Consider the following 25,666-nt stretch of genomic DNA (forward strand, 5'->3'; position numbering starts at 1 on the left):
AAGCAGCTTGCATGGGGCAGCCGAAGCGGCGGGATGAAAACAAACGGCTTGTACGGGCTAGCGAGTGCGGCAGGATGAAAACATGCAGTTTGCACGGAGTTTCCCGAGAAGGCAGCAATATTTTTTAATTTAAAATATTACGTTTATGGATACGTTACCGAAAATTGTGAGAGTGGGCCGATCGCTCGGATCGATGTTTAGCAACGCGCGACATGCGCAGTATCACCGCGAATTGTACGGGCTGGTGGCAGCCGTTCCACAGGCGAAACTGCACCTTGATGCCAGTGTGATGAGGATTTGGAAAGCATCAATCGACCTCGAAATCAAGATCACGGAAGAAGCCGCCGCGTCACTGAACACCAAGCAGATGGAAAAACTGGACAATGAACGCGACGACCTGCTGACGAATATCTTCGGCGTGGTGCGCAGTCAGAAGAAATCGCCCGTGGAGCTGGTTCGCAAGGCAGCCGAAAAGCTCGACTTGGTGTTCCGACCCTATGCGGGCATCCAGAAACAAGCCTACGACGAGGAATCGCTTCGCATAGCCGGGATGCTCGACGACATCACGAAGTGCACTGACAAGGTTACGGTGCTGGGCCTCGCGCCCGTGTTCGCGCGCCTCAAAGCAATCGAAACGGAGTATGCCAAACTGCAAACCGAGCGCCGGGCCGCTGCCTCGGTCAACAAGCTGCCGCAGGCGCGCGAGGTTCGTCCGCACACCGACGAAGCGTTCGAAGTGGTTTGCCAGCATATCCAGGCTAGCTACCTGTTTACGAACGTTGCCACCGACCGCACCTTGATTGAGAACCTGGTTGCGCAGATGAATCGTGCCGCCGCCGACTTTACCGGCACGCACAAACAGAGCGCGGCGCAGAAAAAATCGGCGGCCGATAAGAAGAAAGTCGAAGAGCTGCTGCCCGCTTTCGAAGCCTCCGAGGGATTCGCTCCCGGCACGCTGAAGCTGACCGGCAAAACGGCTAAAGGCGAGGGCAACGTCAAGCTCTACGAACTCGTTTCCTTGAGCGGCAACACCCTTTGGGTGAAAATCGATGGCGACAAGCTTGTGAAAGTCGAGGCGCCTAAGGAAAGGTGAAAGGGCGAAGACGTCAACGAGGCACTTCGCAAGATTAAAGGCGGCGAGCAACTCCCATGAGTAGCTCGCCGCTCACTTACTTGTTAACTCACCAACTTATTCCCTTGTCAACTTTTTCCTAAAAACATTTGGTGGTGGCCCGAAAAACCATTACCTTTGCACCCAATTGATGTCCTATGGTGTAATGGTAGCACAACAGGTTTTGGTTCTGTTTGTAGTGGTTCGAATCCGCTTAGGACAACAAATGAGGAGAAATGGTCTCACAATGACCGTTTCTCCTTTTTGTTTTTAATTGTTTTCGATCATCCTCAAACGGTTGTTCATGATTGGAGAAATCGCTTGGGAAAATTTCGTTTCAATTGGATTGAAAAACAAGTCATGCCGATACGATTTTATCTTTGCATGTCATTGAGGATCAACGAGATGTTAGTTGGCTTGCAATAAAGCGTTAATGGCAAGCCAACTAATGGTTAGTTAGCGTGCGAAAAAGCGTTAGTTGGGATTTTATCAAGCGCAAATGCTTGGGACTTTCAGCTTTATTGTCTATCTTTGCGAAGTGAGAACAAGTTGAAAACTCACTTGTTGCAAACGGCTATTAACGGAGGAATAGACTATGATGGACGAACTGAAAGACAAGCTGCACAGTGAACAGTGCTCGCTGGTGGTGCTGCACGAGGGAAACATTCGTACTTTCGACGGGCGCGGCGTACGCACACTCTATGATCTGATGACCAACGAACCCGAAGTGTTTCTTGGTGCCAAATTGGCCGATAAAGCTGTGGGACGCACGGCAGCAAGAATGATGGTTGAGGGCGGTGTATGTGAAGTGTATGCCGATGTGATCAGCGAACAGGCCTTTTCTACGCTCGAAGATGCCGGCATCAAAGTGACTTACAATAGTAAAGTCAATCACCAGGACTTTCTGAATATATGGAAACGGTTGGGTGAAATTACCGATTGATTCGTCTCTTTGGCTGCAATTTTATAGGTGAAATGGGATATTCATTTCTGAATTGATTGATTGCGTGTCTACAAAAAATGCATGAATAGATGCAATATTTCCGATTTTGTGGATTTAAGAAGTAGACAAACAACAAAAGATATCAGTATATGAAAAAAACATTTTTAGCCTTTTGCGGCATCTGCTTAGTGCTGTGCAGCGTGAGTTTTACGTCGTGTCTCAACGAAGACAACAATGATCGTTCCAATTTTCCGAATGCTATCGTAACGGTGAAACCGGCCACTGCCAAAACATCTTTTTATTTGCAATTAGACGATTCGACCGTGTTGAGACCGGTCAATATGACTAAATCGCCTTACGGTGATAAAGAGGTGAGAGCCTTTGTGAACTTCAGTGTAACCGAAGCCGGGCATAGCAAGCGTGATTATCCAGTGCAGGTGAATTGGATCGACAGTATTCTGACCAAACAAACGGCACCGAATTTGGGTGATAAAAATGCTGAAACCTATGGCAAAGATCCTGTAGAAATCATCAAAAATTGGGTTACGATCGCCGAAGATGGATATTTGACATTGCGCTTCCGCACGTATTGGAGTGGTCGGGTAAGCCATAAAGTGAATCTCGTTGCAGGTTCGAATCCCAAGGATCCGTATGAAGTGGTGTTTTATCATCATGCCAACGGCGACATTCAAGGCCGTGTCGAGGATGGTGTTGTAGCGTTCAGACTGTCCTCGTTACCTGATACCCAGGGTAAGACTGTCAAACTCAAATTAAGATGGATGTCGTATAGCGGAGAGAAGACGGCCACATTCGATTATTGCACCCGTAAATCAAGCAATAACAACCGGCGGATTTCGGAGGGCTCATTTGTCAAAACCTTAGAATAAAGTCATAGCGCGATGTCTGTTGATTATACGGACATCACGCTTCATTTCATAGACAGATTATTTGTTAGTAGGCTTCACTGCGCCCGACTTCAATCCTCATTTGAGAATAAAGAATTGGTGTGGCATGTTCTGACTTGCAGTGAATCGCCGCGCAATCAACCGTTAGTCTGCGTGTGATTAAGTGTTAGTTACACGCCGGTTAACGGTTAATCATGCGCCAAAATTCCAATCCGTAAATCTCAATTTCCCATTCTCAGCAAAGTGTTAAAATGGTAAGGCGATCGGGATTAAACAGATCCTGCGCCACGCGTTGCAGTTGATCGGCCGACACCTCATCGATACGGTGAAAGAGATCGGTTATATCTTTCTCACGCCCATAGTGCAAATAGCTCTTTGCGAAATCGAGTGCAAAGTTCTCACGGTTATCGCACGATACGCCGATTTGCCCTTTAATCTGTTTCTTCGCGGCATTCAGGCGGGTGGCAGTAAGGGGCTTTTGCATCACGCGATCGAGCTCGCGGGCCACCAACCGACGGCAACGCATCGTGTCTTTGGGGTCGCACCCGAAGTAGATGCACCACACACCGGTGTCTCCGTAACTCACCATCGAGCTCTCAACGGTATAAACCAGTCCGCGACGTTCACGCAAAGCGAGATTCAGGCGAGCGTTCATCCCCGGTCCGCCGAGGATGTTATTGAGCAAGTACAGGGCTATTCGGTCGGGATGATGGGCACCGTAAGCCCGGTTTCCGATCATCACGTGGGCCTGATGCGTGCCCATATCGCGGATGATTTCACGCGGAGTGTAAAGCGGCAGAGCGGTCTTAGAGGGTGCTGCTGACGGCTCGCCGGCAGACGAAAACACTGTCGGCGCGTGACGAGGAAAGATTGCCGTGGCCCGCCGTAACATTTTGACGAGGCGGCAGAAATCGATATCGCCGTAAGCAAAAAACACGGCATTGTGCGGCTGATAGTGCTTGCCGGTGAAGCGCAGGGCGTCTTCGGTAACGTAAGTGCGCAGCCGTTCGGCCTTGCCTAAGATGTTATGCCCCAGCGGGTGATGATCGAAGAGGATGTTTTCAAATTCGTCATAGATCAGCTCCGCAGGCGAATCGTTATAGCTCTCGATTTCATCGCAGATCACTTCCACCTCTTTATCGATTTCGGTTTGCGGATAACGGCTGTGGAAAACGATGTCGGTGAGCAGGTCGATGGCCCTCGGCGTATGCTCCTTTAATATCGCGGCGTAGAATACGGTGTCCTCTTTCCCCGTGAAGGCATTGAGGTCTCCACCAACGCTTTCAAGACAATTGAGGATGTGCCACGCCTTTCGGCGCTTCGTTCCTTTAAAAGTCACGTGCTCGCAAAAGTGTGCTAGGCCTTCTTCTCCGGGCATTTCGTCGCGCGTTCCGGCGCAGATCTCATACCCGCAGTAGACCACCGGCGATGCCGACGGTCGGTGAATGATGCGCAATCCGTTGGGAAGCGTCGCCGTGTTATACGTCACTGCACGCTCCTTCCTGCTCTTCTTGCTTGCGTTGTGCTACGTTGCCGCTCTTCGGGTTGTAGCCTTTGGCGGGGTTTCCGAGCAGGAACGGGATGAAGATGAGCAGTGCAATGACTGCCAGATCAATCAGTCCCACGGTGAGAATGATGTGGTTCAGCGTTTCACGCGACAGTTGCCATGCCTCCGGCAACGCAATATTCCAAACGTTGATCACGGCATAAACGATGACCAGCAAGATAAGCAGGAGGATGCTCCAAGCGATTCCTTTGATGTATTTCATATCTGTATGCTATGCAATGAGCGATTTACAGTTCGGTGAGCAGCTCTCGTTTCTTCTGCTCGTAATCAGCTTCGGTAATGATGTTTTCGTCTCGCAGCAAGCGCAGGCGCGTCAAACGCTTGGTCAAATCGTCGTCACCACCGCGGCTTTCAGTCATTGCCTGCGTGGCGGCTCCCATCTGTTTGCCCAATTCGAGACCTACACCCATTTGCAAACCGCTGCCTGCCAGCCCGCCTTCATTGCGTGCAGCATCGCGCAAGGCACGCAGTTTTTCGAGCTCGGTATAGGTGAGTCCACCTGCTGCTGCGGCTTGTGCGTCGGCCGAGACATCAGCAATCCTACCGATACGGGCCTGTGTCTGCTCATCGAATTGCGTGCCGTTGATACGAAAATCGGTCAAAGTGAACCCCAGCTTTTCGTATTCGCCGTTGAATTGTGTGGTAAGCGCCTCGCCGATCTCAGCGAGATGGCCGTCTATTTCGGTGTAAGCATATCCCAATCCGTGCAATACCGAGACGATGTTCTGCGACAAACGATCGAGCAACAAGTCGCGAACAGACTCGCTGCCAACGACAGGTTGCGGGCCCACAATATTCTTGAAGAAAAACGAAACGTCGCTGATACGATACGAGAATGTGCCGTAAGCGCCCATCTCTACGGGCAGACGGTATTGCGAGTCGATGAATTTCACGGGCGTGGCAGTACCCCATTGCTGGTTGACTATTTGCGTTTTGCGAAAGAAATAGATGCAAAGCTTGTGCTCACTTTCAAATCCCTGACGCAGCTTTATGAGGTTCGTGAAGAAAGGTTCGTTAGCTGTTTTCAGATTGAATATGCCTTCATCGGTTAGCACATCGGCCACTTTGCCTTCGTAAACGAGCACTGCTCCCTGGCCCGGAGCAACGATGAGCTTGCTCGCATTGATGACTTCGTCGTGCCGGGAAGGGTGCTTATACCAGACGATTTGCGGGTTGTCGTCGTGCCATTGAATGACAGTCGACAACTGATTGTGAAATAGATTACTGATGGACATAAGTTGATAAGTTGGTGGATTGGGGAGTTTTGCCTCTCTTGCTCTTACTTTTTGTGGCCGAGAGGAGTTCCCGTTATTAATTAAAGATCTGTAAACTATGCGTTTCCCCATTATTTCCGAGGAGCCATGCCGTGTTATAATCGACGATGAGAAATCCCTGTGCAACTTTCACCACGGGCTCTATGTAGCCGTCTTTAAAGTCGCTTGGGGCCTGTATTGACCATTTCCGTCGAGCTGTTTTGCTATCTAATAGTTGGTAAATATAGACAGCATCGGGAGCCGCTGTGGGTTTATACCGAATCAATAGTTCGTTATTGTCAAACCAAAGAACTGTTGGCGAGAAGTAATGAGCACCCGGTGTGAAGTCGGAATACTTGATTAAGCGAGCCTGTTTACGGCCGAACGTGCTGATAAAAGCCTTTTTCGAGCCTGCGTTTCCAAAGGAAATACCCGCTTTCTCACCGAAATCGCGACACCAGCCAAACGACCAATAGTCGTCGTGTGGATATCCGACCTGCCAGTATTGCGTATATTTGATAAGCTGAATAGGCTCTTCTGGGTAGTCGTGCGTGGGATGGGAGAAGTTGAATGCGGTGCGAATCACGGGGTTGGGTAGCGCTTCGGCGGTTGCATTGAAGTACTGACGCTGTGTATACACCTTATTAATAATAGGCAAATAATACCGTTCTTTGCCGAGATTCGTCATAATCTTGAACCCGTCGGAATCGTCTTTGCCGATGAATTCAATGGTTGCAAAACCGTCGCGTAATGCCGAAATGTTTTTATACAAGGTTACTTCTCGCAGCGCATAGGTGGTTCTATCCAGCTCAAACCACTTGTTTTTGTTGATCAGGATGTTGAGCGTTCCGTCCTCAAAAAGTTTATAACTCACATTATCTAACTTGTCAACGGGAAGCGTTAAGTCTGAGAGTTGCTCCTGTTTTTCCACATCATAGAGTCGCATTACGTAGCTTTGGCTTTGGGTCTGATAGTCGCCTGTGCTCAACATACCAAATACTGCGACGACTGCTCGACCTTCTTTTCCGGCAAACGGGACGATTTTCTCGATTCGGAAAATCTCGTTTTCTTTGGCAGTTGATGTGTCTACTGTCGGCGTTGTGTCGTTATGCTGAGTACCGGTATGACTGAACCCGCCCATTATTGCAACGAAAACAAACACCGTTATACCTACAATCGCGGCGAGAATAGCCTTTGTTCCCTTACCGAGTATCTGCTCCAACCCAGGCGTTTCGTACCGATGATGGATGGTAATATCGTCGTTATCAAGGAAGAATTCACTCGAACATGACTTGCATCGATAGTGTTCCGGCTTGATTTCTTCTATTTTCGTACTCCCGCATTGCGGGCATTTGATCACTTGAATACGTTTACTCATCACTTGTTTACAGGCTTATGTGAGTACAAAAATACACATTTTTTGTAAAAGATCCACTATGTGACAGAAGTAAATTAATTCCTGATCCCTGACACATCATTCCTCATCCCATTTGTGATTAACCGTTAGTTACACTGCGTTTTATGCTTAGTTGCGTTGCGAAAAACTGTTAATCGCACGACAACTCAGTGTTACTTGACAGGCATGCGGAATAAGAGCGGATGCGGAGTAAACGAAATTATGTGTGTTTTACTTTGTTTTTTGCCTAAAATTGCGGACCTTTGCAGCTTGAATGATAGAATATAACGAATGGTTCATTAACAAAAAACGCTATGATAGAAATCAAAGATAAGGTCTACTATGTAGGCGTCAACGACCGCAAAAAAGCGCTCTTCGAAGGGCTTTGGCCACTTCCCAACGGTGTGTCTTACAACTCTTACCTCATCGACGACGATAAAATCTGCCTGATAGATACCGTCGAGGTGGACTTCTTTACGCAGTTTCTCGAAAACATCCGGGAAGTGATCGGCGATCGTCCGATAGACTATATTGTCATCAATCATATGGAACCGGATCACAGCGGGTCGCTCTCGCTGCTGCGGAAATATTATCCCAATATCCAAGTGGTGAGCAACAAGAAAGCATTCGATATGCTGCGGGGCTTCTACGGTATATCGGGCGGCGAACACGAAGTGACAAACGGCGATACGCTTGAACTCGGACACCACACCCTGCAATTCTTTCTCACCCCGATGGTGCATTGGCCTGAGACGATGATGTCGCTCGATATAACCGACAAGATTCTCTTCGCAGGCGACGCATTCGGCTGCTTCGGTGCCTTGAACGGCGGTCTGATCGACAGCGAAATCAACTGCGACGACTTCTGGCTGGAGATGATTCGCTACTATTCCAACATCGTAGGAAAGTACGGAACACCCGTTCAGAACGCCCTGAAAAAGCTCGCTGGCATCCCGCTTGATTACATCTGCTCTACGCACGGCCCTGTATGGCACGAGCATCTTAATAAAGTAGTGGCGCTCTATGACCGAATGAGCCGCTATGAAACCGAAGAAGGACTCGTGATTTGTTTCGGAACAATGTATGGCAACACCGAACGGATGGCCGAAGTGATTGCACGCGCAGCCAGCCAGGCAGGAATCAAGAACATTGTAATGCACAATGTGTCGAAGACACACCATTCTTACATCATCCGCGACGTGTTCCGCTATCGCGGACTCATTGTCGGCGCCCCCACGTATAACACCGGACTCTACCACGAAATGGACGTACTGCTGAGCGAACTGGCCAACCGCGACATCAAGAATCACTATCTCGGATGGTTCGGAAGCTATGGATGGGCCGGTAAGGCAGTAGCTAAAATCAAGGAATGGAACGATACGCAACTGCACTTCGAACCCGTGGGTACGCCCGTGGAGATGAAGCAAGCGCTCACACCCGAGATTACTTCGCAGTGTCGCGAACTGGGAAAGGCCATGGCCGAACGGCTGATGAAAACGCAGGAATAGACCGCTTTTGTAGACGAATGCTTGTCTTGACGGCAAAAGGGACAGGCATATTGATAACGACAAACCATGTAGATGGATAACAAGAAGCGTGTCTCTGTGTTGATAAAAAGAACCGATCATGGCAAATAAAGACGTGGGGCAAACCCCGATGATGAAGCAGTTCTTCTCGTTTAAGAACCAATATCCTGACGCAGTGTTGTTGTTTCGCTGTGGCGACTTCTATGAAACGTATTGCGAAGACGCCGTAGTGGCAGCCAAGATTCTCGGAATTACGCTTACGAAACGCAGTAAAGAGGGAATCGAAATGGCCGGATTCCCCCATCACGCACTTGATACTTACCTCCCGAAGTTAGTTCGTGCGGGCCGACGAGTGGCAATCTGCGATCAGCTTGAAGATCCGAAACTCACCAAGAAGTTGGTCAAGCGCGGTATTACGGAGTTGGTTACGCCCGGAATAGCGATGAACGACACTGTGCTGAACTATAAAGAAAACAACTTCTTGGCTGCCGTACACTTCGGGAAGGCATCTTGCGGTGTGGCATTTCTGGATATTTCTACGGGCGAGTTTCTGACCGATGAGGGGTCGTTTGATTACATTGAGAAGCTCTTAGGCAATTTCTCGCCTAAGGAAGTGCTGTATGACAGGGCGCATAAAGCCGAGTTTGAACGGCAATTCGGTACTAAATTCTGTGTGTTTGAGCTTGACGATTGGGTTTTTACGGAACAGTCGGCACGGCAGAAACTATTAAAACACTTCGGCACAAAGACTTTAAAGGGCTTCGGTGTGGAGCATTTAAAAAGCGGAGTCATTGCTTCGGGTGCTATTCTTCAATACCTCGAGCTGACCCAACATACGCACATCGCACACATCACGTCGCTCAGTCGTATTGAGGAAGAACGCTATGTACGCCTTGATAAATTCACAATCCGCTCGCTGGAATTGCTCCAACCGATGCAGGAAGACGGTGCATCGTTGCTCGATGTCATTGATCAGACGGTGACACCGATGGGCGGTCGGATGCTGAAACGATGGGTGGTGTTTCCTTTAAAAGATGAGAAGCGCATCGAACAAAGGCTTGACGGTGTGGAATATTTCTTCCGCGAGCCCGACTTCCGACAGTGTATCGATGAACAACTCCACCGCATTGGCGATTTGGAACGCATCATTTCAAAAGTCGCCGTGGGCCGAGTCTCACCGCGAGAAGTTGTTCAGTTAAAGTACGCATTGCAGGCTATCGCCCCTATCAAAACAGCTTGCACTCACGCAAAGAATGAAAGCTTGACGCAGATCGGTGAACAATTGAATCTGTGTGAGAGCATTCGAGATCGCATCGAGCGTGAAATCCAACCCGATCCGCCGCAATTACTCGTTAAAGGTAATGTCATTGCAGATGGATTCAACGCCGAACTCGATGAGCTTCGACGCATCTCTAATAACAGTCGCGAATACCTTTTGCAGATTCAACAGCGTGAAATCGAGCAGACGGGTATTGCAAGTCTCAAAGTGGGTTATAATAACGTGTTCGGCTATTACCTTGAAGTGCGCAACACTTACAAAGATAAGGTTCCGCAAGAGTGGGTTCGTAAGCAGACGTTAGCACAAGCCGAGCGTTATATAACACAAGAGTTGAAAGAGTATGAAGAGAAGATTCTCGGAGCTGATGAGAAAATTCGGTCGCTTGAAGAACGACTCTTCACCGAACTGGTGACGGCTATCCAGGAGTTTATCCCGCAGATTCAGATCGATGCTAATGTCATTGCACAACTCGATTGCTTGCTTTCGTTTGCCAAAGCGGCCGAAGATCATCACTACATCCGGCCTCAAATTTGTACCGAAGACACGCTCGATATCAAACAGGGAAGACATCCTGTGATCGAGACTCAGCTGCCGGCGGGCGAGCAATATGTGCCGAACGACATCCTGCTCGATAACGACAAGCAGCAAATCATTATCATTACGGGTCCGAATATGGCCGGAAAGTCGGCTCTCTTACGGCAAACGGCATTGATTGTATTGCTTGCTCAGATGGGTAGTTTTGTCCCGGCCGAGAGTGCAAGGTGGGTTTGGTAGACAAAGTCTTTACTCGTGTGGGGGCCAGCGATAATATATCGTTAGGCGAATCTACGTTTATGGTTGAGATGACCGAGGCTGCCAACATTCTCAATAACGTGTCGCCGCACTCGCTTGTGCTGTTCGACGAGTTGGGACGAGGTACAAGTACATATGACGGAATCAGCATTGCGTGGGCCATTGTGGAGTATTTGCACGAGCATTCAAAGGCCCGTTCGCGTACGCTTTTTGCCACTCACTATCACGAACTCAATGAGATGGAGAAAAATTTTGCGCGTATTCGTAACTATAACGTCAGTGTTAAGGAGGTGAATAATAAGGTAATCTTTCTCCGAAGACTCGAACGCGGAGGCTCGGAACATTCTTTTGGTATCCACGTAGCTGAAATTGCGGGTATGCCTAAGAGCATCGTGAAACGTGCCAATGTCATTCTGAAACAATTGGAAGCCGACAACAGCAATGTGGGAACGGCCGGAAAGGCAGGCGTAAAGCATCTCGACGAGAGTCGGGAAGGCTTGCAACTCAGTTTTTTCCAGCTTGACGATCCTGTGCTTTGCCAAATCCGAGACGAGATTCTGGGACTCGACGTCAATCATCTTACGCCTGTCGAGGCGCTCAATAAGCTTAACGATATCAAGAAGATTGTAGGAGGGAAATCGTGATCAGATGTTTGTTAATGGCGGCTTTGTGTTGTTTTTCATCCGGTAAAGCTGCTGCCGAAGAACGTATTGACCCCATTCTATACGGCAATATGGACCATTGGGTGGTGCGAAATATCAAAGAGTCGTCCATCATTGGCGGTAATTCGAAGACACTTTATGAGATAGGCCCCGACCGAACGATTGACGGAAACATCCCGTATAAGAATCTCGGGCATTCTCCTTGGGCTACTTCTAACGTGTTGGCCAAAGTGATGGGTATTGTCAAAACCAATCAGTCGGTTTATCGCGAACCGCGAGGTACAGGCTATTGTGCCAAGTTAAGCACCCACATCGAGCACGTCAAAGTACTCGGTTTGGTCGACATCAGTGTCTTGGCAGCAGGTTCTGTCTTCCTCGGAGATATGCACGAGCCTATCACGGGCACAAAAGACGGCGAGAAAAGTCTTAATTGGGGCATCCCGTATAACAAGAGGCCAACGGCTCTCCGATACGATTATCAGGTGGTATTGGCTGCAAGTCCTAATCGCATTAAGCAGACCGGATTCAGCAAAGTATCCGCAGTGCCGGGCAAAGACTGTGCTATCACCGTACTGCTTTTGCAGAAACGGAGCGAAGACGCCAAAGGAAACATCACAGCAAAACGCGTCGGAACGATGGTTGTTGAGTACAATCGCAATACCAACGGATGGGTTAACAATTCCACATATCGTATTCTTTACGGCGACATCCGCAGTCAATTGGGTTATAATGAGCGCCTGATGGGCTTGCGATCTACCGACTATGCCCGTAACAGTAAGGGTAAAAGTGTGCCCATTAAGGAAATAGGGTGGGCCGGGAAAGATGAAATGCCGACACATCTTGTGCTTCAATTCTCGTCGAGTAACGGCGGAGCTTTCATCGGTTCACCTGGAAACACATTCTGGATAGATAATGTCAAGCTGGTTCAATGAGGCTTTTTAAACATATCGTCAACCGTTACTCCGCTCCGCAGGTCATCTTCTTTCAGGCACTCTTTGTACTGAGTCTGCCCAACATCTGCCTATCTTTTACAGAGCCTTTGCCGCTTGTGGGCCGCCTGGTCAATATTATTCTGCCCGTCTCCTTATATATATGGGCCCTCTCGCTGTCGCCGAAAATAGGCCGAACGGTGTGGTTTCTCTTTCCGTTTCTCTTCCTTTCAGCCTTTCAGATGGTGCTACTCTATCTGTACGGTCACTCCGTGATAGCCGTTGATATGTTCTTAAATCTCATCACAACGAATACCGGCGAGGCGCTGGAATTACTCGACAATCTCCTTCCAAGCATTGTTTTCGTGGTCTTGATCTACGTTCCGCTCTTGTTGCTTGCCGGTTTTTCGATGGTTCGAAGGCAACAGCTCACCCAACCATTCTGTCGTATCGGTCGGCGAGCAGGTGCTGTCGGAGCTGCCGCAGGATTGTTACTCCTCTTTTTTCTAATCGTCTCCAACCATACAACGATAGATCATCGAGACCGTTCTCCATCATCAATCGCCAATTCTCAATTACCCAAAAGCTATACAGTTACAGATGACCTATATCCCGTCAACGTGCTGCACAACATCTGGTTGGCTGTCAGTCGTACTTACGCCACGACCCATTATGCCGAGACTTCGCGCCGCTTCACCTTTCGGGCAACATCTACACACAATCCCGACGAGCGTGAAATATATGTCCTTGTGATAGGGGAGACGGCCCGCGCCATCAACTTTCAGCTCTGCGGATATCGTCGAGCCACCGACCCGCAATTGCTTTTCGTACCGCATCTTGCCGTTTTCAAGCGTGCACTTACACAGTCTAACACCACGCATAAGAGTGTTCCGATGCTTCTTTCAGCCGTTTCGGCCGTCGATTTCGACAGTGTTTACCACCAAAAAGGCATCATTACGGCTTTTAAAGAGGCTGGATTCCACACGGTATTCTTATCTAATCAATTACCCAATCACTCCTTTATCGACTTCTTCGGACAAGCAGCCGACGAGTGGAAATTTATTCGCGCACATTCATCTAAGGCCGATCCCGACGGTTATGACGACCGACTCCTGCCGCTCTTAGACGCTGTTCTCAAGCAGAACAGGCGCAAAGAGTTTATCGTTTTACACACCTATGGGTCGCATTTTGAATATCAAAAGCGTTATCCCCGTAGTCTGTCGTATTTCAAACCCGATGAAGCCAGCGAGGCAGAAATTTCCAATCGGTGCTCGCTCGTTAATGCTTACGACAACACCATTCGTTACACCGACCGTCTGTTGGCCGAAGTGATGCACCGAATCGAGGCTACCGGCGCTATGGGTGCATTGGTTTACGCTTCCGATCACGGTGAAAACATCTTCGATGATAGCCGTCATCTCTTCCTTCACGCATCTCCTCGGCCCTCTTATTACGAGCTGCACGTACCGTTGATGGTATGGCTTTCGACTCGTTATTGTGGTTTACGCCCCGGCGTTTTGCCTGTGCTCGCCGCCAACTGTAATCGATCGGTTGCTACAAACCTGTCTGTTTTCCACACGATGATAGACCTTGCAGGCCTCCGCACACCGTATTTCGACCGCCGCCGCTCTGTTGCCGCCTCGGCTTATCGTCCTCTTCCACCCGTTTATCTCAACGATCACAACGAGCCGATTCCCCTCAATCGGATGGTCACCGATGCCGAAGACATCGCCCGTTTCAAGCAAGCAGGAATGCCGTTGCGGACTAATCCTTAATCATTTTCGGGTAAACATCATTCTCATTAACCGTTAGCCGCGTGACAACTAACCGTTAGTCGCATGCCGTTTAACGGCTTCTCACACGCCCATTGATCGTCGATTGCATCGGGATTGAGAACACAATGCCTGTCAAGTGTATTGATATCGGTCACTCCAAAAGGGGATAGCGCATTGACAGTCATCATGAAAATACTCATTAACGAGTATTGCCGGAGTTCTTTTTTTGTATTATCTTTGCTCTTGTCATTCTATATTGGGATGACATAATATAAAAATTATCAAGGCAATGAGTAAGATTACAGATTTGTTAGGCAAGGAAGCGGAATACTATCTGCGCCACGAGTGCAAGACAATAGACAAGAGTCTGCTGTATCTTCCGGGTAAAGACATCATCGAAAGGGTGTGGTTGGACTCTGATCGCAACATTCGCACCATCGAGAGTCTGCAACAATTGTACGGGCACGGACGGCTGGCCCATACGGGATATGTCTCCATTCTTCCCGTGGATCAGGGCATCGAGCACTCTGCCGGAGCCTCTTTCGCCCCCAATCCGCTTTATTTCGATCCAGAAAATATTGTCAAGTTGGCTATCGAAGGGGGCTGTAACGCTGTGGCTTCTACGTTCGGTGTGCTGAGCGCCGTGGCCCGTAAGTATGCCCACAAGATACCTTTTGTGGTGAAACTCAATCACAACGAACTTCTCACTTACCCTAATTCCTATGATCAAGTGATGTTCGGCACGGTGAAAGAAGCGTGGAATCTGGGTGCCGTTGCTGTCGGAGCGACCATCTATTTCGGGTCAGAAGAAAGTCGGCGGCAACTCATTGAGGTAGCCGAAGCATTCGAGTACGCCCACGAGTTGGGTATGGCTACCATCCTATGGTGCTATCTTCGCAACAACGCTTTTAAGAAAGACGGCGTCGATTATCATAGTTCTGCCGACCTGACAGGCCAAGCTAATCATCTCGGTGTAACCATTAAGGCCGACATTGTGAAGCAAAAGTTGCCCTCAAACAATGGCGGTTTCAAAGCCATCGGCTTCGGACGGACCAGCGAAAAGGTGTATACCGAACTCACGACAGACCATCCTATCGACCTGTGTCGCTATCAAGTGGCCAATGGTTATATGGGACGCGTGGGCCTGATCAATTCCGGTGGCGAGTCGCACGGTGCTTCCGACTTGAAGGATGCAGTCATAACGGCCGTTGTTAACAAGCGAGCTGGTGGCATGGGACTCATCAGTGGGCGCAAGGCTTTCCAAAAACCGATGGCCGAAGGAGTTGAGTTGCTCAACGCTGTGCAGGATGTTTACTTAGACAAAGAGGTGACTATCGCATAAAAACGGCCGTTTGAGCGAATCGCAAAACATGTTATCTACATCAATAGTAAGGCAGACCTGAGAGTCTGCCTTACGTGTTTCTAATTGCATTTTACGGTTAGATGCTTTGTGTTTAGCTGTTAATCTTTGAATCTAAGACGCTTAGATTCAGAACAAATCAAGCTCAGCAATAGTCGCGACAGGACTTTCTGCGGCAGCTTCTTGCACGTCAATGCGAACGAAACGGGCCTTAAACGGATGTTTAAAGACGTGTGTTCGCCGTGTGGGATCATTAATCAGATTGCCGAATTCGATGTTATCGCCTTTCTTCCAAGTCTTTCCGTCAATGCTGTAAACGAGTTTGAAGCGAGCCAACAAACCGTCGGCCGTATCTGTGGGCGGTGTATATTGCAGCCCATAAAGCTGTCTGACAGCTCCCAAATCAAGCGTGATGCTCCGTTGATTGTCGGCTTCGCTTCGCCAAAATGTGCGTTTATCGGCATCCAAGATCAGATTTGCTTCATGTCCTTTCACCTCGCTACTTACGGCTGTTAGGCTCCAATGAGCTTTTGTCAACGGCACTTGTTCGATCGCCACAGGTCCCGTTTCACCGTTGAGAACGGCTATTGCTTTCACGATTCCACGTTCGAGCGTAAAGGGGACAGTGTAAAGCGCACTGTGGACAGTAGGTTCCGAGCCATCGACCGTATAATAAATCTTGCAGCCGAGACTCAATCTTGCGGCCGCATCGGCATCTCCTTTCCACGCGAAACCTTGTGGTTTGGGTACAATCGTTACCTTACCGGCGCGGTCTTTGCGTATCGAAAGCTGCGGCGGACGCGATGAGTAATGGTAAGCTCCGACGCTGCTGATAGCCGGTGTGAGCCGCGATTGCAAAATGCGCAACCGCAAGCGAGACGTCGTAACGTCTTGGAAGCGGAGTATTCGCTTATAACCGATGTTGGTGGCACGGGCTATTTCCTGCCACATCCCATTGATCCAAGCATCCACGGCGTGCTCTTCCACACGCTCGCTACGCTTTGCCACAGCCTCTTGCAGCATCAACCGATTGAGCGTGATGGGCTTAGGAAGCGTGAAAACAATAGGTTCCGTGTATTCGATAAACGTCTCGTCGTCATTATCAAGCAGGGCTTTCGGTGCGTCGATGGCCGCATCGAGCAGATTGGTTGAATAAGTCTCGCGGATACGCTTACCCACTTCGCGCAGCACATCGACGTCTTTCTGTGAGAACTTTCCGTCTCGATTGGGCGGAATGTTAAGTAAAAACGTGGAGTTGCCGCCCACAGATCGCTCGTAAATATCAAACACATCGTCGGCTGTTCGCACGCCTTGGCGGTCGTCATCACGATAAAACCAACCTTCGCGAATCGACGTGTTGGTTTCCGCTTGTTGGTAATGCAAGAAGCGGGCTTTATACAGTTGATCTCGACTTCCGAGATCTTTCTCTGTCAAATCGCCGAAAGACGTCATCCGATCAGGATCTTCTTGGTAGGGGATAACGTTCCATTCCGTGTCGCGGGTACCGCCTCCCTCGTTGCCGCACCAGCGTACATCTTCTCTGCCGAATATCACTGCGCGGGGCGCAAGGGTGTGAATGAGCTCCTTCCAAGCCATATAATGATAGGTCTGTCCACCCTTATTGCGAGGATGGGCGCCGTCGAACCACACCTCATCAATGTCTCCGTATTCGGTAAGAAGCTCGAAAAGCTGATTGAGAAAGTATTCGTTGTAATCGTCAACAACGAACCGAAAGCGGGTTTTATTTACAAAAGGACGCCCCGGGACGTCGCGAGGAATCGTGCGAAGCGTAGCTTTGCTTCGGTTGCCGTAGAGCCCATCACCCTCCATTTGGTACAGATCGGCGGGCGAAAGATAGATTCCTAAGCGGATGCCGAACTTGCGGCAAGAAGCTGAAAGATCGCGAAGGATATCGCCCTTTCCGCCTTCAAAGCCTGTCGACATCAGTCCATGACGTGTGTAGCGACTGTTCCAGATCACGAAACCGTCGTGGTGTTTCACCGTGAGCAGCACCATCCGGATGCCCGCCTCTTTTAAAGAACGGCACCATTGGTCGGTGTCTAAGGTCTTCAAATCGAATATTCGAGGGTCTTCTTTGCCCGTTCCCCACTCGCGACGGGTGAACGTGTTCGGACCGAAATGCACGAAAGCGATGAACTCTTTTCGCAGAGCAGCCAACTGGTTAGGAGTCGGAACCACGTGCGCAGCCTTCTCGATGATGCGTGCTTGACTGTCATCGGTCGCTATGGCTATGGTGTTAGCGTATCTGATCGAGTCGCTCGTGCCGACCGCCAAAGCATCAATGTCTGTGCCGGCCGCCGTTAACAACAGTGCCGCAGCTAACAAGCGGCAGTGCCGAGAAATGTTTTTTTCCTTCATTATAAGATTGCGATAGGTTTATTTTTGCTTGAAACGGTTGTCGTTCTTTCTGCAAAAATAAGACAAATTACCCGATTATCACTTACAAATAGCCGTAAATTGCACTTTCATTCGATATCTTTTTGCTTTCGTGCGCATCCCATCGGTTCACCAACCGCAGCAATCTGGTAAGATCGTTTTTATACAAATCGGGGTAATACAGCGTGCAAACATACCACACGCCACGTCCTCTGACGTATTTCCGACGGTAAGAATAGCCCTCGATCGGCCGTCCACCTTCATACATTCGACCGTCAATGACAAACGCATCATGTCCCACTCGCCATTTCGAAGCGTGCAACTTGCGGACTATCCAACGGGCAGTTTGCATTGTGGTGAGTTCTTTCCGATCTTTCGACACATGACATTCCATCGTGATTTTCACCCAATGATCCCAGTAAGTGAACCGTGCACCTCCGATGAAATGGTCGTTTTTTGTGTCTTCGCGATGCATAAACGTCGGATAGGTCATCGTGAATCCGAAAGTCGTATCATGATATTCGGCCAGTGGACACGAGTTCACTGCCTCGCGCAACACGTTGCAGAAAGGTTGCTCTGGTTGTGTGTTACGAATCCATTCGAATATTCCGGCTATGAGTAAGAAGGCAAAAAAGGCACTCAATAACTTCCGCATAGGCTTGATTTTGATCCTCGCAACAAAGGTAAAAAGCCTTTGCGAAATCCCTATTCACAACTGTCTGACATTTGTCTGACAATCTTTCCCCCGCCAACCAACACTTACTTGCGTCGCATTTAACCGTTAGTTAGCGTGCTCTTAATACTTACTTGCAAGGCAACTGACTGTTAAACGCAACGCCATTTATTATCATTCGCAACACGAGAAACAAATGCTCATAAATCGTTAAATACTAAGGGATTTTGCAAATGGTCTCATTTTTTATGACTATCTTTGCCGAATGAAGATACAAATCATCAATAATGGGCATCAGCCTTTGCCTGTTTATGCCACCGAAAAGAGTGCAGGGATGGACCTTCGGGCCAACATCGACGAACCCATTGTACTGCATCCGATGGAGCGACGACTGATTAACACGGGGTTGCACATCGCTCTTCCCGACGGATTCGAGGCCCAAGTACGTCCCCGCAGCGGCTTGGCGCTGAAGCACGGAGTAACCGTTCTCAACTCGCCGGGTACAATCGACGCCGATTATCGCGGTGAAATAATGGTGCTTTTGATTAATCTTTCGCAACAAGACTTCGTTATTCGCGACGGAGAACGTATTGCCCAGCTCGTGGTTGCACGTTACGAGGGAGCACAGTGGGTAGAAGTAGAATGCTTAGACGAGACCGAACGCGGCACAGGAGGCTACGGGCATACGGGTGTGAAATAAACAAATGAAATTCACGTTACGACATATCGCGCTCTGCGTTGTGGTGGCCCTATTGTCGACCACAGCTCTTTTATCAGCTACTGCACACCAAGCGGCAGAGCAACAAACCGCTTTTTCGCCTGCCGGCAGGCCCTTTTCAAGCGATAACTCACACGCGCAGAATTCTCAACGCACAATTCCTAATTCTCAATTCTCACTTTCTTCGCAAGACAGCATACGCTATAACTACTTCTTTCTTGAAGCCGTTCGGCAGCAGAATGCCGGTCATTATGCCGCCGCTTTCGACCTATTGAGCCATGCCTTGACCATCAATCCAAGGGCAGCCGAAGCCTATTTCGCTCGCGCAACATACTTTTCGGAATTGCAACAAGACTCTTTAGCCTTGGTCGATATTGCCGAAGCAGCTCGCCTGAATCCTGCAAATGACACGTATATGGAGCGTCTTGCCATCGCGTATATCAATCGACAGGATTTCGATAAGGCCATCGCGACCTATGAAGAATTGGCCCAACGCGATCGCACGCGCAGTGATATTCTCAATATTTTGGTGCAACTCTACGAACGACAAAAAGATTATCAGAAGATGATTCGCGCCATCGACCGCATTGAAGAGAACGAAGGTAGCAGTGAAGAGATCACGCTTTATAAGATGCGTGTTTATGATTTGATGGGCGATAAGAAGTCGGCTTATCGTGCGTTGAAGGCTCTTTCGGACAAGCATCCCAGTGATTTGACTTATCGAGTGATGCTGGGCAACTGGCTGATGCAACACGATCGGTCTCGGGAAGCATTCAAGATATTCAGTGCTGCACAGCGAGAAGACCCTGATAATACAGCTGTCGAGAGTTCGCTTTACGATTATTACAAGGCCACGGGACAAGATTCGGTGGCGCAATCGTTGATGGAACGGATGCTGATCAGCCCGAAGACAGATACGAAAAGTCGTATCTCGATGCTCCAACAAGTGATTCGTGAGAATGAAGAACACCGTGATGACAGCACGAAAATCATCTCTTTATTGCATCAGATGATGCAAGCTAACCCCAAAAGTAGCGAGATTGCCGAGGTGAATGCCGCTTATGCTACGCTGAAAAAGCTGCCGCAAGACACGATTAACCGTGCTTTGTTGCACGTTTTACACTTAGCGCCCGATAATGCAGGTGCCCGTCTCCAACTCATTCAGGCCGAGTGGCCTACGAAAAACTGGGATCGGATTATCGAATTGGCATCTCCCGCCCTGCAATATAATCCCGAAGAAATGGCGTTTTACTATTTTATGGGATTGGCTTACTATCAAAAGGACGAGCGAGACAAGGCACTTGAGATGTTCAGAAAGGGCGTAAGCGAGATCAACTCACAAAGCAATGCCGACATTGTATCCGATTTTTACGCGATGATGGGCGACATTCTATATCAAAAGGGACGGTCGGCCGAGGCCTTTGCAGCTTATGACAGCTGTTTGGTTTGGCGTGAAAACAATATCGAATGTTTGAATAACTATGCCTATTATTTAAGCGAACGGGGTGAGAATCTGCACAAAGCGGAACAAATGAGCTACCGAACCGTCAAGGCAGAACCTAAAAATGCGACCTTTCTTGACACTTATGCGTGGATTCTCTTTATGCAAGGACGCTATGCAGAAGCGCAGATTTACATTGAGCAAGCTGTCGTCTGCGACACCGCTTCGGTGCAAAACGCAACAATATTCGAGCACGCCGGCGACATCTATGCACGTAACAACAACATCGGGAAAGCCTTAGAATATTGGCAAAAGGCGCTTAAAACCGGCAGCAAAAGTGTTTTATTACCCCGTAAAATCAAGTTAAAGAAATATCTCAAAGCGTGAGTCGGACAGTCGACTTACCATTCAAGACTAAACGAAATAAGATGAATCGAATAACCCTTAACGTTCTCTTCGCCGGCGTTTTGTTGCTTCTTGCATCGTGCGGAGCCAAAAGAGCCGTCGTAAACGACGCGCATCGGGCACAGACACAGGCCCAAGCGTCGGCCGATCGATCAGCAATGAGCAAGTTGGCAGCCGTTCAACGCATCTATGATAACCAAGTTTACGCACCGAATATCACCGGATCGATGTCTTTCAACATACAAGGCGGAGATAAAGACATCACTGTTCCCGGTTCGGTTCACTTGCGTAAGGATGAAGTAATACGGTTGCAACTATTCATTCCGATTATCGGCAGCGAGGTGGGAAGATTGGAGTTTACACCCGATTACGTGTTGCTCATCGACCGGATTCATAAGGAGTACATCCGAGCCGACTATTCGCAGCTCGACTTTCTGCGTGCTAACGGACTGAATTTTTACAGTCTTCAAGCGCTATTTTGGAATCAATTGCTCTTGCCCGGAGCCAAAAGCGTGGGTGAGGAAGACCTCAAACGCTTCGACGTCGACCTCGATGCGGCCGGCACTTCGCTGCCCGTGATGCTGCAAAAAGGTCTGATGCGCTACCGGTGGGACACCGATCGTGGGACAGGGCGTATTACTCGTGCCACCGTTCATTATGCTTCGGCAGCACACGGCACGTCTGATCTCACGTGGAATTACAGCGACTTTCGCAGCGTTGGGGTAAAGATGTTCCCCGCAAAGCAGTCGTTCCGCTTCACCACTACGGCCACCAAGCAGCGCCATACGGTGCAAGTGGCTATCGAAATGAATGATGTCAAGACCGACAGTAACTGGGAATCGCGCTCCAAAGTGTCTGAAAAGTATAAGCGTGTAGAGGCTCAAGACCTACTCGGTAAAATCTTAAATATGTAAATGAAACGCATTGTCATTTTATATTTAGCCGTTTTTTGCGTCCTCGGTTCAGGTGCGCAGCAGCGTCGCTCCGCACAAAAGGCGCAGCCGAAAACTACGAAAGTAGTCAAGAAAAAACCTGCAACAAAGGGCAAGAAAGCACCGGCTGTTAAGGCAAAACGCCCTTCGAGCACTGCGGCGGCATACGCTTCGGTGCGTAAATTGCAGTCACAACGGGCCGAAATACAGAAGAAAATTAAGCAGCAAGAACGTGCCCTGCGCGCCAATCAGGCTGATGTCAAACAGCGATTGCAGAACTTAATGGTCATCAACAGCGAGATAGACGAGCGCCAAAAGTCGATCGATGGCATTCAGAAAGACATCCATCAGATCGATGGTAACATCGGAATCCTCAAATCGCAGTTGCAAACCTTAGAGCAGCAGTTGACCGATCGCAAAACCAAATATATCCAATCGATGCGCTATATGGCCCGTCACCGCTCCGTTCAGGATAAGATGATGTTCGTATTTTCGGCTAAAAACTTCACGGAGATGTATCGCCGGCTTCGCTTTGTGCGCGAATATGCGGCATTCCAACGGGCTCAAGGCGAGATTGTCAAGGCCAAACAGCTGCAAGTAAATGATAAACACAAGCAGTTGGAGACCGTCAAAGGCTATAAGAACAACCTGCTCTACAAAGATAAACGCGAGCACGCCGCCCTACAAACGAAGCAAGATGAGCAGAAGAAAGTGGTGCAGAACCTGCAAAACCAACAGCGAACCATTCAGGCGATTATTGCTGAACAGCGCAAGAAAGACGCTGCACTAAATGCCATTATCGACCGAATGGTGGCCGAAGAGGTTGCAAAAGCCCGGGCACGAGCCGCTGCCGAGGCCAAACGAAAGGCCGAAGCAGCTGAGGCTGCACGGCGTCGCGCACAGGAGTTAGCTCGTAAAAAGGCAGCAGCCGAGGCTGCCGCACGTGAGAATCAGCGCCGAATTGCCGAGCAAAAGCCCGTGAAGCACAGCTGAAAGCAGAAGCCCGAGCAGCAGCTCAGGCTGAAGAGAACGCTCAGAAAGCCCGACTCGCAGCCGCGGAAAAGGCTAAAAAAGAGGCAGCCGATAATGAAGCGCGGGCCGCCGCAGAGCGAAAAGCACGCACGGAATTGGCTGCTCGTGAGGCCGAAGCGGCCCGATTGGCTGCCGAACGCAAGGCAATGGCCGAGCAAGAACGTAACAACAGGGCTATAGCAGAGGCTAAAAAGAATGCGGAAGAGGCTCGCCGGCTCAGTACTGTGGATCGAATGATGTCCGGCGGATTTGAAGCTAATAAAGGAAGACTGCCTATGCCCATTACAGGCAGCTATCGGGTGGTAAGCCATTTCGGGCAATACAACGTGGAAGGATTGAAGAATGTAACGCTCGATAACAAAGGAATCAACATCTTGGGACAGTCGGGCTGTATGGCACGAAGCATCTACGACGGCGAAGTAAGCGGCATTTACGGCTACAGCGGCACGTATGTCGTGATGGTTCGGCACGGTGCTTACATTTCCGTTTACTGCAATTTGAAGTCGGTAAGTGTATCGAAAGGGCAGCGGGTAAGCACTCGTCAGAGTCTCGGAGCTGTCGGAACCGACAACATCTTACAGTTCCAGCTTCGTCGGGAAGCCGCTAAACTCAACCCCGAAGTGTGGTTGGGGCGGTGAGGATTGACGATTGTCAATTCGCAATTGAAAATAAGGCCGTTTTTCAGTAACTGTTAATCGCACGACAACTAAGCATGAATTGTCGTGCGTTTAACGGTTAGTCACACGGCGTTTAACGGCTTTTCAGAAAAGAGAATATATACAGTAGCCTTTATAGGACTATGTTCTTATCGTTGAAAAACACTTCGGATGCTATTCAAGTATTTGCTATTCGCCCACAAATATTAACTGTTAATCTCTATTAAGTGAACTTTGTGTTCAGTCTTCCGTTGTACTTTTGCAAGTGAAAACCAAATAAAATCATGAACAAAAAGAATAATTTAACACCACGAAAAGGGAAATGGAACAAGACGAAAAACTGAGAATGACCGACGATTCGGTCTGTGAAACACTATCCGCAACGTATGCACGACAACATTTAGTGCACGCTTTCGTAAGACTACTCAATGCTTCGCCCGATGACGGATTGCATTGGATCGGGACGAAAACGGATTTTTTTGAAATCGCATATATTGTTTTTGATGACGGATCTGCTTATAACGAACTGGGGCAACGACCCTCTTTTTCAGAACTTGTGACGCGTGCCTGTGCTGTCTTTCATGTCGACAGACCGGCTAATCCACGGGCTTATGTCAATCGTGCACACGTTCGTAAAGGCACATTTCTGCGTCCGTTGTTGGAACGCTATCGGCTGATGCTCACCACGGGAATGAATGTGGATCCGCTATCGAGATTCATCTGCTGCCGCAAATCGCATCGGAAACCCGGATGTAAATGAGTGAGACGACTGATCAATACGCGTTTTCAGAGATACAAAATGGCCTCGTTGCTTGGTTAAAAAGTAAGTCGAGGATGCTCAGATTGGGTTGGAAGCCGTGTTTCTGTTCATAAACTTGATAGTATCTGCGGGCTTGAAAATCGGCGTCGGGCAACGGATGCTTCGGTCGAATAGCGTCTCGGAAATCGGCTATCGTGCTCTGTTCTGCTGTCGAAGTTGCTGAAATGTCTGTTGATCGGGGTGCGTTGACATATTCATCGGTGAGTTTTAGGCTTGGCATTAGGTCTAAAAGCTCACACATCTTATGGGTAATGGCCAGGTTGAAATCGAAGAGAAAGTTCCATTTTTGAGTGAAAAAAGGCTGTAAGTCATCTGCATAGAAGTCGAAAAAAGGGCTTTCTCCGTAGGCCGAAAGCAGTGCATTCCAGTGCAATCGACGCCAATCGGCATGATCGCTGATGCGAATATCGCGCATGAGACACTTGGGTCCGTCATATCGCTTGATAGGAATGGAGAGCGCTTGCAGGCCGTTTGTCGTAGCGATTACACATCGGTTGCGATAAGTTTGTTTACAAAAATGATCGTAACGCTCGATCAAACACGTGTCGAACCGATTGAGTTTCTGATACCATTGCACCGGTCCAAAATAGGTGGAAGATAACAAGGCTACTGCCATAGACGAAGATTGAAAAGTCGGATGGCTCGTCCTTGGATGCTGTGTCGATGCACAAGCGTGCGCGATTTGCCCGTATTCACCATGTAGTAATAGCAATTTGGACAACCGCAACGCGTGCAACAATGAGTCGGAAGACGATAGTCGGCTTGTCCGATACGGACAGTATCACCGGGAACAGCTGTTATTCGGGCCACGAGTAAGCAGCTATCACCATATACTATAAGGTCGCCCGCAGTGAGATTTGTACGCGAAAGTCGGTTCACCAACACGTGATCGCCGGCCTGTAAGTGCCATTCTGCATGGTTTTCAGGCACGGTGTAGATGGTGAAAAGATAGGTTCGGACGGACCACATTGCTACAATGGCCGTCGCGAAAACGATGAATGACTTAACGAGCGTATGCATAGCAAGGTGAAAAAGTGAAAAGGTGAGAAAGTGAAGAGATTGGAATCTTGCTCTTTTCAACTCTTCGCTTTTTC

At 49.0% G+C, this 25,666-nt stretch carries 19 protein-coding genes, 1 tRNA gene and 3 pseudogenes; 14 read left to right on the forward strand and 9 right to left on the reverse strand.

From position 1 onward, the window contains the following. Positions 1–145 precede the first annotated feature (145 nt). The 4 genes from JCM12259_RS03040 to JCM12259_RS03055 all read left to right on the forward strand — a co-directional run bounded on the left by JCM12259_RS03040 (position 146) and on the right by JCM12259_RS03055 (position 2,941). Entirely contained in the window at positions 146–1,093 is a 948-nt protein-coding gene (locus JCM12259_RS03040) for a DUF6261 family protein (RefSeq protein ID WP_036888453.1), read from the forward strand. Positions 1,094–1,263: 170 nt separating this feature from the next. Continuing rightward, positions 1,264–1,334: transfer RNA gene (locus tag JCM12259_RS03045), tRNA-Gln, on the forward strand. Positions 1,335–1,706: 372 nt separating this feature from the next. Further along, positions 1,707–2,054 carry a DUF1893 domain-containing protein gene (locus JCM12259_RS03050; RefSeq protein WP_025065366.1) on the forward strand — a complete coding sequence of 116 codons (348 nt, stop codon included), beginning with the start codon at positions 1,707–1,709 and terminating at the stop codon, positions 2,052–2,054. A 149-nt stretch (positions 2,055–2,203) separates the two neighbouring features. Further along, the gene (locus JCM12259_RS03055) at positions 2,204–2,941 is read left to right on the forward strand and encodes a NigD1/NigD2 family lipoprotein (protein ID WP_025065367.1); all 738 of its coding nucleotides are present in this window, start codon (positions 2,204–2,206) and stop codon (positions 2,939–2,941) included. 253 nt (positions 2,942–3,194) lie between these two features. On the opposite strand, the gene JCM12259_RS03060 is transcribed toward JCM12259_RS03055, so the two are convergent. From JCM12259_RS03060 to JCM12259_RS03075, 4 genes are all read right to left on the reverse strand, one after another. Further along, positions 3,195–4,448 (reverse strand): M16 family metallopeptidase, encoded by a 1,254-nt coding sequence (locus tag JCM12259_RS03060; protein ID WP_025065368.1) that lies wholly within the window; start codon positions 4,446–4,448, stop codon positions 3,195–3,197. Continuing rightward, a complete protein-coding gene (locus JCM12259_RS03065; RefSeq protein ID WP_021584913.1) occupies positions 4,438–4,728 on the reverse strand; it encodes a hypothetical protein in 291 nt (96 codons plus the stop codon). The genes JCM12259_RS03060 and JCM12259_RS03065 overlap by 11 nt, the downstream gene beginning before the upstream one ends. 25 nt (positions 4,729–4,753) lie before the next feature. Continuing rightward, a complete protein-coding gene (locus JCM12259_RS03070; protein WP_025065369.1) occupies positions 4,754–5,761 on the reverse strand; it encodes an SPFH domain-containing protein in 1,008 nt (335 codons plus the stop codon). A gap of 76 nt (positions 5,762–5,837) precedes the next feature. After that, positions 5,838–7,157, reverse strand: coding sequence for a hypothetical protein (locus tag JCM12259_RS03075; RefSeq protein ID WP_025065370.1), 1,320 nt, complete (start codon positions 7,155–7,157; stop codon positions 5,838–5,840). Between the two features lie 332 nt (positions 7,158–7,489). Here JCM12259_RS03075 and JCM12259_RS03080 point away from each other — a divergent pair, with 332 nt between their 5' ends. The 4 genes and pseudogenes from JCM12259_RS03080 to JCM12259_RS03095 all read left to right on the forward strand — a co-directional run bounded on the left by JCM12259_RS03080 (position 7,490) and on the right by JCM12259_RS03095 (position 14,138). After that, positions 7,490–8,683 carry an FprA family A-type flavoprotein gene (locus tag JCM12259_RS03080; RefSeq protein ID WP_025065371.1) on the forward strand — a complete coding sequence of 398 codons (1,194 nt, stop codon included), beginning with the start codon at positions 7,490–7,492 and terminating at the stop codon, positions 8,681–8,683. A gap of 151 nt (positions 8,684–8,834) precedes the next feature. Further along, positions 8,835–11,416: pseudogene (gene mutS / locus JCM12259_RS13545) on the forward strand (DNA mismatch repair protein MutS). Between the two features lie 14 nt (positions 11,417–11,430). Next, on the forward strand, positions 11,431–12,366 hold the full coding sequence (locus JCM12259_RS03090; RefSeq protein ID WP_036888455.1) for a PCMD domain-containing protein: 936 nt from the start codon (positions 11,431–11,433) through the stop codon (positions 12,364–12,366). Next, a complete protein-coding gene (locus JCM12259_RS03095) occupies positions 12,363–14,138 on the forward strand; it encodes a phosphoethanolamine transferase family protein (RefSeq protein ID WP_025065373.1) in 1,776 nt (591 codons plus the stop codon). Before JCM12259_RS03090 ends, JCM12259_RS03095 begins: the two co-directional genes overlap by 4 nt. A 26-nt stretch (positions 14,139–14,164) precedes the next feature. Here JCM12259_RS03095 and JCM12259_RS16685 read toward each other — a convergent pair whose 3' ends face one another. Then, positions 14,165–14,338 carry a hypothetical protein gene (locus JCM12259_RS16685; RefSeq protein ID WP_156409597.1) on the reverse strand — a complete coding sequence of 58 codons (174 nt, stop codon included), beginning with the start codon at positions 14,336–14,338 and terminating at the stop codon, positions 14,165–14,167. Positions 14,339–14,427: 89 nt separating this feature from the next. On the opposite strand from JCM12259_RS16685, the gene JCM12259_RS03100 reads away from it, so the two are divergent. Further along, positions 14,428–15,480, forward strand: coding sequence for a class I fructose-bisphosphate aldolase (locus tag JCM12259_RS03100; protein WP_025065374.1), 1,053 nt, complete (start codon positions 14,428–14,430; stop codon positions 15,478–15,480). 147 nt (positions 15,481–15,627) lie between these two features. Here JCM12259_RS03100 and JCM12259_RS03105 read toward each other — a convergent pair whose 3' ends face one another. Together JCM12259_RS03105 and JCM12259_RS03110 are read right to left on the reverse strand one after the other, a co-directional pair. Next, positions 15,628–17,877 (reverse strand): alpha-L-fucosidase, encoded by a 2,250-nt coding sequence (locus tag JCM12259_RS03105; protein ID WP_025065375.1) that lies wholly within the window; start codon positions 17,875–17,877, stop codon positions 15,628–15,630. A gap of 82 nt (positions 17,878–17,959) precedes the next feature. Then, positions 17,960–18,550: a hypothetical protein gene (locus JCM12259_RS03110; RefSeq protein ID WP_025065376.1), complete on the reverse strand. Its 591-nt coding sequence runs from the start codon at positions 18,548–18,550 to the stop codon at positions 17,960–17,962. Between the two features lie 283 nt (positions 18,551–18,833). Here JCM12259_RS03110 and dut point away from each other — a divergent pair, with 283 nt between their 5' ends. From dut to JCM12259_RS13555, 5 genes and pseudogenes are all read left to right on the forward strand, one after another. Further along, positions 18,834–19,268, forward strand: coding sequence for a dUTP diphosphatase (dut, locus tag JCM12259_RS03115; RefSeq protein ID WP_021584871.1), 435 nt, complete (start codon positions 18,834–18,836; stop codon positions 19,266–19,268). 4 nt (positions 19,269–19,272) lie between these two features. Further along, positions 19,273–21,114: a tetratricopeptide repeat protein gene (locus JCM12259_RS03120; protein ID WP_081784149.1), complete on the forward strand. Its 1,842-nt coding sequence runs from the start codon at positions 19,273–19,275 to the stop codon at positions 21,112–21,114. Between the two features lie 41 nt (positions 21,115–21,155). After that, positions 21,156–22,046 carry a lipoprotein insertase outer membrane protein LolB1 gene (lolB1, locus tag JCM12259_RS03125; protein WP_025065378.1) on the forward strand — a complete coding sequence of 297 codons (891 nt, stop codon included), beginning with the start codon at positions 21,156–21,158 and terminating at the stop codon, positions 22,044–22,046. Further along, a pseudogene (locus JCM12259_RS13550) lies at positions 22,047–23,734 on the forward strand (murein hydrolase activator EnvC family protein). It begins immediately after the preceding gene. A 340-nt stretch (positions 23,735–24,074) separates the two neighbouring features. Continuing rightward, positions 24,075–24,512 (forward strand): hypothetical protein, encoded by a 438-nt coding sequence (locus tag JCM12259_RS13555; RefSeq protein WP_025065379.1) that lies wholly within the window; start codon positions 24,075–24,077, stop codon positions 24,510–24,512. A gap of 26 nt (positions 24,513–24,538) precedes the next feature. Here JCM12259_RS13555 and JCM12259_RS13560 read toward each other — a convergent pair. Beyond that, positions 24,539–25,188, reverse strand: a pseudogene (locus JCM12259_RS13560) (WbqC family protein). Beyond that, positions 25,179–25,592, reverse strand: coding sequence for a S26 family signal peptidase (locus JCM12259_RS03145; protein WP_025065380.1), 414 nt, complete (start codon positions 25,590–25,592; stop codon positions 25,179–25,181). Before JCM12259_RS03145 ends, JCM12259_RS13560 begins: the two are co-directional and overlap by 10 nt. Positions 25,593–25,666 lie beyond the last annotated feature (74 nt).

It is taken from the genome of Hoylesella enoeca JCM 12259 (assembly GCF_000613405.1).
Classification (GTDB): Bacteria; Bacteroidota; Bacteroidia; order Bacteroidales; family Bacteroidaceae; genus Prevotella; species Prevotella enoeca.